Genomic DNA, 8,326 nt, shown 5'->3' on the forward strand with positions numbered 1-8,326 from the left:
CCCTCACGGGCATGCTGGCTGCGGGTGAGTTCGGTCCAGGCCATCGTGGTCTCCGTTCAGTGTCGTACCCGAACAGAAACACAACCTCCTGAACTCACTCAATTAGTTTCAAATCGGGCTCTAAGGGGCGCAAGCCGTAGGGTGACGCGCCCCTTTGTCATCCGTTGACCCAATCGGTCTACGCAGCCGACCGGGTTAGCCAACAATTTTGACGGTCAGCTCTGCCTCCAGCGTGTCGCAGAGCGATTTCAGGCGGGCCTCGGCGACCTCACCATAAAGGGCTTCGGAGGCTTTCGGCAGTTCCAGCGTGAGGTGCTTCTTGCGCGGTTGCCATTTCAGCTTACCGATGTCGCCGTTTTCGCTGACCATCAGCATAGCACCAAACCGCATCGCCTTGCCCAGGATTTCCGCCTCTTTCTGCCCTTTTTCATCCAGAAGATCGTAAAGATACTCAAAGGCGGTGCCTTGTCGTTTGTTGCGGTAGCGATGCAGCAGCGCCAGCCCCAGGAAGACACGTTCGGAATGTTTCAGCCCGCCGAGGTTGGCGCGGGTGGCATTGTCGAAACAGACCTCGGCGCGGTAATCCGGGTGGGCGCGCCAGCTGACATCATGTAGCAGACTAGCGGCCTTGATCAGGCGTTTCTTTGTGTGCGGCCCATTGCTGAACAGCGGGATGACAAAATCATAGAGCGTCTTGCCAAAGCCGGGAATGCGGGCGTCCTTGGCCTCGGCAAAACGGCTGGCTTCGACCAGCGGATCGCGTTCGCGCAGGCGCTGGGGCATCTGTTCGTAGAGCAGCCCTTCGCGGATGCCATAGCTTGATACGGCGATATCCTTGGGCTTGAATGTCTTGACCAGTCGGGACAGCACATCGATCGCATAGGGCACCAAGGACATCCGCGCGTTGGAGATGCCGGTTTCGGCGCGCAACTCTTCGATGTCGCGTTTCTCGATATATTTCAGGGTGGCGCGCACGTCCTTGGCGCTCATCCGGTATTCGTGCAGAACCTTCAGCGGATACCCGCGCCGGGCCATGTCGATGCGGGCGATGGCGCGCCAGCTGCCGCCGACCAGGAACAGACGGTCGGTCTGCTTGCCCATTTCCTCGCGCAGTTCCGCCATGACCTCGGCGATATGAGCCTTGCGCCCCCGGCGCCCGCCCTTGATGTCCCGCAGTTTCAGCGGACCAAGGGAGGAGGTGACGCGTTTGCCGACCTCGCCGTCGTGGATTTCCGCCAGCTCCATCGAGGAGCCGCCGATATCGCAGACCAGGCCATAAGAGCCGGGCCAGCCCAACAACACGCCCTGCGCGGACAGGCGCGCTTCTTCCTGACCGTCGATCACCCAGATCTTCAGCCCGGTTTCGCGAAGCACATCGGCGCAGAACTCCGGGCCATCCTCGGCATCGCGCACGGCAGCTGTGGCGACCACCGACAGGGGTGGCAACCCCATCCCATCGGCAAGGTGTTGGAACCGGCGCAGCGCGGCCAGCGCGCGTTTGCGTCCCTCGGGGTTCAGGCGCCCGGTTTCCGAGAGGCCAGCCCCCAGGGCGCACATGATCTTCTCGTTGTAGAAATAGGCCGGGCTGCGGGCCGCGCCGTCAAAGACGACCAGACGCACGGAGTTTGATCCAACATCCACCACCCCGACCCGGGACAGCGCCCTTGAATCGGGATCATCGAACAGCGGGCGGCCAAAGGGGCCCCAGTCGGCGGTGGCGTCGGGGGTGGCAGGATCCTCGGTCACGGGTGTCGGCGCTCCGTCTTGGGTCTCGAATCTAGGATGGTTTAGGGTGGGGCCGGGGTCAACCGCCGGTCCCAGCAACCCGGGTTTCGCCCGCGACACTGCGGTCTTCGGACATCAGCCGCACCGCTAGGGGGCGCGACAGGTTGCGTTTTTCCGCCAGAGACAGCCGGTCCAGTTGTTCGACGATCCGGGCTGCCGCAGCAAACGAACGATCCATATGGGCCACAAGATAGGGGATCACGTCGGGTTTCGGGGTGATCTGGCGGTCATTGAACAGCTTCGCTAGCACCACAGCCAACAAGGCATCGTCCGGCGGCTGCAGCTCGGCATGTGTGGCGGCCTGAACACGGCTTTGCAGGTCCGGCAGGCTCAGCCCCCAGAGGTTGGGCGCCGCGCGCCCCGTCATCATCAGGGCAAACCCGTTCGCCAGCACCAAGTTATGCAGGTGAAACAGGGCCTCCTGGGCGGATTTGTCAGAGGCGATCTGCGGCACGTCCTCCAGGACCACGGGCGCGGTTGCCAGCTCGGGCACCATCGCCTCGGTCAGATCTGCCGCCGCCACGATCCGGGCGCCGGACTGGCTGGCCCAGACATGGGCCAGATGCGTCTTTCCCGATCCGGCAGGACCGGTCAGAACCAGTTTGCCACTGGGCCATGAAAACCCCGGATCCAGCAGCGCCACAGCCATGGCATTCGACGGGGCGACAAAAAAGTCGTCCCGGCCCAAAGCCGTTTTGGCGGGCAGGTCAAAGCTGAGTTGTTGCGCCATATTACTTTTTCGAATCCCGGTGGCTCAGTCCCTGGTACAGACGGCTGTGCAGATACTGTCCCGTGAGGAAACGTGCAACTACGCCCAAGGCTGCCGCAACAGGCACGGCAACCAGCATGCCAACAAAGCCAAAAAGCGCACCAAAGACCGACAGGGCCAGCAGCAGCCAGACCGGATGCAGGCCAACGGATCCGCCGACCAGTTTTGGAGTAAGGTAATTGCCCTCGATCACCTGACCCAGTGCAAAAATCCCGGCCACCAGCCCGATCGACCACCATTCGCCCCAGAACTGGAACAGGGCAAGTCCGATAGCCAGAGCGCCGCCCACCAGCGCCCCCAGATAGGGAATGAAGGTGACGAGCCCGGCGATGAACCCCACCGCCAGCCCGAAATTTAGACCAACCAGCATCAGGGCGACGGCGTAGTAAACGCCCAAGATCAGGCAGACGGTGCCCATGCCGCGGATGAAAGAGGCAAGCACATCGTCAATCTCACCGGCTAGCTTGCGGATCACCGGCGCATGGTCGAGCGGCAGCAGCGCGTCGATCCGTTCGATCATCCGGTCCCAGTCCAGCAGCAGATAGACCGAGACAACCGGAACGATCACGAAAAGCACCAGCAGGTTGACGACCGAGACGGCTGAGCCGACGAGGGATTCAAATAGCTCGATCCCCTTGCCCTGAAGGGTGCCTGCGATGGAGGCGATGGTTTGCTGCGCGCGGCTACCTTCGGTGAAGATCGACGGGAAGTGTTCCTGCGCAAAGTTGCGCAGATCGCGAAAGGCTTCGGGCAGAACCCGGATCAGATCGCTCAGCTGGTAGATCAGCGTCGGCACCACCACCAGCAGCAGCAGCATGAAGACCAGCATGGCGCCGATAGTAATCACCGCAGTTGCGGCGGTACGGCTGAGGCCTGCGGCCTCTAGTCGGTCGGCAATGGGGTCAATCAAATAGGCAATCGCCGCGCCCAGCACAAAGGGCAGCAGCACGTCGCCAAGCGCCCAGAGAACGATTGCGAAAACCACGGCGGCAACGCCCCAGTATTGAAACTGCTTCTTCGCCGGAAGTGCCATATGCCAAGCGCCTCTCTGAGATCTGTTTGCCAATCACCCCAGTCATTGCCCATGCGGTTGCCTCATGCAACAGCCAAGCAGCAAGTGCCGCCAAATGAGCGGTTGGATGGGGCAGGGGCGTTCCTGCGCGCTGTGCCTTAGTGGATGCGCACGCCCTGACGGGTCAGTTCACCTTGTACGGCGGCAATGTCCACCGCGTGCGGGCTGCAGGCGGATTTGACGGATAGTGCCGCGGCAACGCCCGCGCCCTGACCGGCCACTGCGCAACAGGCCATGTTGCGGGTGGCGGCATGGGCGACCTTGTCGCCGCCGATGGCGCGGCCCGTCACCAGCAGGTTTTCCACCCCTTTAGGCAGCATTGCGCGATAGGGAATCTGCATATAGCGCCCGGTGGTGGGCAGGATCAGGATGCCATAGCCGTCGATGAATTCCGGGTAGATGCCGATGGTGTCTTCGAACCGGCCCTGATTGCGGGTCTCATCCTCGGTCATGTTGTGATGGGCGTCGATCTTGCGGGTATCACGGATGCCGATGGTCATGCCGAAATTGCGCAGCCGTGCGCCTTCGCAGCCAGGCGTATAGGCCTTGAGCGCATTGATCGCGTGCATGGCCTGCTTGCGCCCTTCGATTTCAAAGCGGGTCATACTGTCCGGGTCGGTGCCGTCACAGCCTGCGAGATGCACCAGGTTCATATAGGTCATCTCACCACTGTCATGGACGGCCCCCCAGGTGCCCCCGATGGTATTGAGATGCGCCGGGATCAGCCCTTCGCGCAAGGCCTGCGCAAAAGGCTTGGCGAGGAAGGGAGAGAACATCTCATCCTCCTTGCCGGAGGTTTCCACCTCCCATTCCCCGGTGGACCAGTCCCGGTAGGTTTGCGGGTCTGCTTTGACGCCTTCCATGAACTTCTGCTTGTCGACGCCTGCAATGTGGAACATCACGCTTGCGGCCTGCATTTCCTCCACCGGTGTCTTGAGTGTGGGGGCGCCCATCATCTGCGCGATATCGGCATCTCCTGTCGCATCAATCACCCGCTGAGCCAGGATCGCCTCGCGCCCTGCCTTTGATTCGACGATCACGCCGGTGATCCGGTTGCCTTCGCGGATCGGGGCCACGAACATGCGGTGCAGCATCGGGTGAATGCCTGCTTCCTCGACCAGTCTATCGGCGACCAGTTTGAAGCCTTCGGCGTCCAGCTCGTATGACAGGGACTGGCTTTCCGGTACGGCAGCGTCCATCTCCTTGGCGCGTTCCTCGAATTCCCAGCCGATGCCACCAGCCTCAACCGTCTGCTCGTGCCGGTACCAGGCAAAACCTTCGACGCCGACAGCGGTGATATTGCCACCAAAGCAGCCGAACCGGTCCACCAGGGTCACATCGACCCCGCAGCGCGCTGCTGCCAGTGCCGCCGCCAGCCCGCCGGGGCCAGAGCCTACGACAAGCACATCGGTGCGATGTACGACGGGGATTTCCCGGGCGGGTTCGGTAATGGTGTCGCGCATCTGGGCCTCCGCAAAAAATTTGAACTAGCATTTACAAAACTGACCAGCGGTTCAAGTGGTTTCCGGGCTAATATCCGGTTTGACCGCTGCCGCCACTCCAAAGCCCGATTGCCTGAGGCGCGGCGATGGCTTAGACCGCTTGAAAACCCCTTTGAACGAATGAGAGCGACATGCGCCTGTCCCGTTACTTCCTGCCTGTTCTGAAAGAGACGCCTTCAGAGGCCCAGATCGTCAGCCACCGCTACATGCTGCGGGCCGGCATGATCAAACAGTCCGCCGCCGGGATCTATTCCTGGCTGCCGCTGGGCTTCAAGGTTCTGAAGAAAATCGAAGGCATCGTCCATGAGGAACAGATGCGCGCGGGCCATATCCCGGTGCTGATGCCCACCATGCAATCGGCAGACCTGTGGCGCGAAAGCGGCCGTTACGATGCCTATGGCGAAGAAATGCTGCGCATCACCGACCGGCACGAGCGCGACCTGTTGTTCACACCCACCGCCGAAGAGCTGATCACCGATATCTTCCGCAGCCATGTCAGCAGCTACAAAGACTTGCCGCTGACCATGTACCAGATCCAGTGGAAATTCCGCGACGAGATCCGCCCGCGTTTCGGCGTGATGCGGGGACGCGAATTCTACATGAAGGACGGCTATAACTTCGATCTGACTAAGGAAGACGCGCTGCACGCCTATAACCGTCATCTGGTCAGCTACCTACGCACCTATGAGCGCATGGGGTTGCAGGCGATCCCGATGCGCGCGGACTCTGGCCCCATTGGCGGCGATGACACGCATGAGTTCCTGGTGCTGGCCGACACCGGCGAGAGCGAAGTCTTCTACGACAGCGCGGTGACCGATATCCGCCTTGGTCAGCGTGACATCAATTACGACGATCACGACCAGTGCCGCGCAGTAATGGAAGAATTCACCGCGCTTTATGCCCGCACAGATGAAACCCACGACGCGGCGCTGTTCGACCAGATCCCGGCCGAACGCCAGCGCAGTGCTCGTGGTATCGAGGTCGGTCAGATCTTCTACTTCGGCACCAAATATTCCGAACCGATGGGGGCCACGGTGCAAGGCCCCGATGGCAAATCCATCCCCGTACACATGGGCAGCCATGGCATCGGTGTTTCCCGTCTGGTTGGCGCGATCATCGAAGCAAGCCACGACGACAAGGGTATCATCTGGCCCGAAGGCGTGACCCCGTTCCACTGCGGTATCGTCAACCTGAAGCAAGGCGACGAAGAAGCCGACGCGGCCTGTGACAAGATCTATGCCGCGCTGACTGCGGTTGGTCTTGACCCGCTGTATGACGACCGCAAGGAGCGCGCGGGCGGCAAATTCGCCACCATGGACCTGATCGGTCTGCCCTGGCGTATTACGGTCGGTCCGCGCGGGCTGAAGAACGGCGTGGTGGAACTCACCTCGCGCCGGACTGGCGAAAGCGTGGAACTGCCCCCGGAAGACGCCGTGAAAAGGATCGCCGAGATCTACGCCGAGCACGCCTCGGGCCGCGGCTTCTGAGCGGCGGCGCGCAGAGGGTTAAGGCCCCAGGCTGAAACCTCCAAACGCGGGACTGAAATGGAAAAGGGGGGCAGTGATGCCCCCCTTTTTGTATCAATCGCCATTCCTACAGGACGTTGCGCAGCAAACCGAAAAGCTTGCTGCGCACGCGTGCTTAGAGGAAGTCGAAGTTTGCTGCGCTCAGCTCATCAAAGGTCACACCCTTGATTACCAGCGCATCGCCTTCTCCGAAGTCGAGGATGGTGCGGTTGCCGTGGTCGGTGGCCAGACCGCTCAGATCGTCAAAGCTTTCGACGCCTTCGATGTGCAGCGCGATCGTGTCTTCGTTCGCATCGAAGCCAATGATGCGGTCACGGTCGTAGCCAGTTTGGAACACAAAGAGGTCCGCATCGTGGCCGCCGTTCATGCGGTCACGGCCAGCGCCACCGTCCAGCACGTCGCTGCCCTTGTTGCCTTTCAGGATGTCGCGACCTGCGCCACCGTCCAGAGTGTCGCTACCGCTACCGCCTTTCAAGATGTCGCGACCTTCGCCGCCGGTCAGCATGTCGTTGCCGCTGTTGCCGATCAGGACATCGTTGCCCTCGCCGCCGTCCAGCTCGTCCCAGCCGCCACGGCCGATCAGAACGTCACGGCCACCGGCGCCGTTGACCAGATCATCCACGGAGGAACCACGGAAGAAGTCAAAACCATTGGAGCCTTCTGTCACAGCGTATTCGTTGATGTGGATGTCAGCGATTTGCGCGCCGTCACGGGTGAAGTCTGCTGCAACCGCGTCGATGTGTTCGCCAAGCGCGTTGGTGCCGCCTAGGATGTTGCCTTCGCCTTCGGGCAGGAAACCTTCATGCGAGCCGACCACGCCACCTTCGGTGGTGCCGGTGTTGGCAGCCATCTGGCCCAGGAGCGGCACTTCTTCTGCGATCTCGGAGTTCACTTCGGTGCCCGCATCCAGCACGTCGCTGCCTGCAAAGGAGATGTTTTGCTCGCCCATGAAGTGGCCGTTTTCGTCGAACAGTTGCAGCGAGTCTGCGGTGCCGACAAAGGCGTCGTTCGAGGGGATGACCATTGCGGCCAGCGACAGGTGACCGTTGGAGGAACCATCAACGGAGAATTCTGCGGTTGCGGTTTCGCCCGGTGCCAGAATCGGCGGGGTGCCTGCACCCAGCACTGCGCCAGTTACGGCATCCGCGTCTGCGGCCACAACCGCTTCGTTTGCCGGAGCGAAGTTACCGTCTTCGGCCAGGGCTTCCAGAGCAGCCGATGCAGCTTCGCCGGTGTTGTAGAGGTCAAAGCTGCCGTCGTGGGCGGCGAACCAGAAAGGGGTCGTGTAGGTGCCGCCGTGGGCAGAGGTGTTGGTTGCGACGATGCGAAGATCGGTCATTGAGTTATCCTCAGTTTGAATTGAAGTTTGCGCACTTTCTGGGGGAATTGTGGAGATGCCAAGGGGGGGCTCCCTCACAGTCTCTGACGTCGCTGTGATCCTGGGGGTAAAGTCACGAAATGGTTACTTTGTGGGTATTTAAAATAAAAAAAACGAAAAATTAACGTTTCAGGCGAAATTTTGGCGCCGATGTATTCGGACATATTTGAGGAACGTCTGAACAACGTCTTCGGCTGCGCCGATGTTGCCGCTTGAGGGCAGTTTGGGGCGGTTGAGGCGTCATTTCCAGCGATTTTCGCCCCGTCTTGGCCGCCTGAGCGGCGGTTTGGCCGA

General features: G+C 61.1%; 7 protein-coding genes. 1 reads left to right on the forward strand and 6 read right to left on the reverse strand.

Annotated elements, in window-relative coordinates; translation table 11 throughout:
• Nucleotides 1-195 precede the first annotated feature (195 nt).
• The 4 genes from AAFO90_RS23270 to AAFO90_RS23285 form a co-directional block, all read right to left on the reverse strand.
• Nucleotides 196-1,746, reverse strand: a complete 1,551-nt coding sequence (locus AAFO90_RS23270) for a Ppx/GppA family phosphatase (protein ID WP_274840522.1) — start codon at nucleotides 1,744-1,746, stop codon at nucleotides 196-198.
• A gap of 58 nt (nucleotides 1,747-1,804) precedes the next feature.
• The gene (locus AAFO90_RS23275) at nucleotides 1,805-2,515 is read right to left on the reverse strand and encodes a DnaA/Hda family protein (protein ID WP_347510958.1); all 711 of its coding nucleotides are present in this window, start codon (nucleotides 2,513-2,515) and stop codon (nucleotides 1,805-1,807) included.
• Nucleotide 2,516: 1 nt separating this feature from the next.
• Nucleotides 2,517-3,587: an AI-2E family transporter gene (locus AAFO90_RS23280; RefSeq protein WP_065270739.1), complete on the reverse strand. Its 1,071-nt coding sequence runs from the start codon at nucleotides 3,585-3,587 to the stop codon at nucleotides 2,517-2,519.
• Nucleotides 3,588-3,724: 137 nt separating this feature from the next.
• Nucleotides 3,725-5,089 (reverse strand): FAD-dependent oxidoreductase, encoded by a 1,365-nt coding sequence (locus tag AAFO90_RS23285; protein WP_347510959.1) that lies wholly within the window; start codon nucleotides 5,087-5,089, stop codon nucleotides 3,725-3,727.
• A gap of 170 nt (nucleotides 5,090-5,259) precedes the next feature.
• On the opposite strand from AAFO90_RS23285, the gene proS reads away from it, so the two are divergent.
• On the forward strand, nucleotides 5,260-6,615 hold the full coding sequence (proS, locus tag AAFO90_RS23290) for a proline--tRNA ligase (protein WP_347510960.1): 1,356 nt from the start codon (nucleotides 5,260-5,262) through the stop codon (nucleotides 6,613-6,615).
• A 154-nt stretch (nucleotides 6,616-6,769) separates the two neighbouring features.
• Here proS and AAFO90_RS23295 read toward each other — a convergent pair whose 3' ends face one another.
• Together AAFO90_RS23295 and AAFO90_RS23300 are read right to left on the reverse strand one after the other, a co-directional pair.
• Complete coding sequence (locus AAFO90_RS23295; protein WP_347510961.1) at nucleotides 6,770-7,993, reverse strand: spondin domain-containing protein; 1,224 nt, start codon at nucleotides 7,991-7,993, stop codon at nucleotides 6,770-6,772.
• 74 nt (nucleotides 7,994-8,067) lie between these two features.
• The coding region (locus AAFO90_RS23300; RefSeq protein WP_347510962.1) for a hypothetical protein at nucleotides 8,068-8,326 on the reverse strand (259 nt) is incomplete at its 5' end.

The sequence above is a fragment of the Phaeobacter sp. CAU 1743 genome (genome assembly GCF_039839315.1).
GTDB lineage: Bacteria > Pseudomonadota > Alphaproteobacteria > Rhodobacterales > Rhodobacteraceae > Phycobacter > Phycobacter gallaeciensis_A.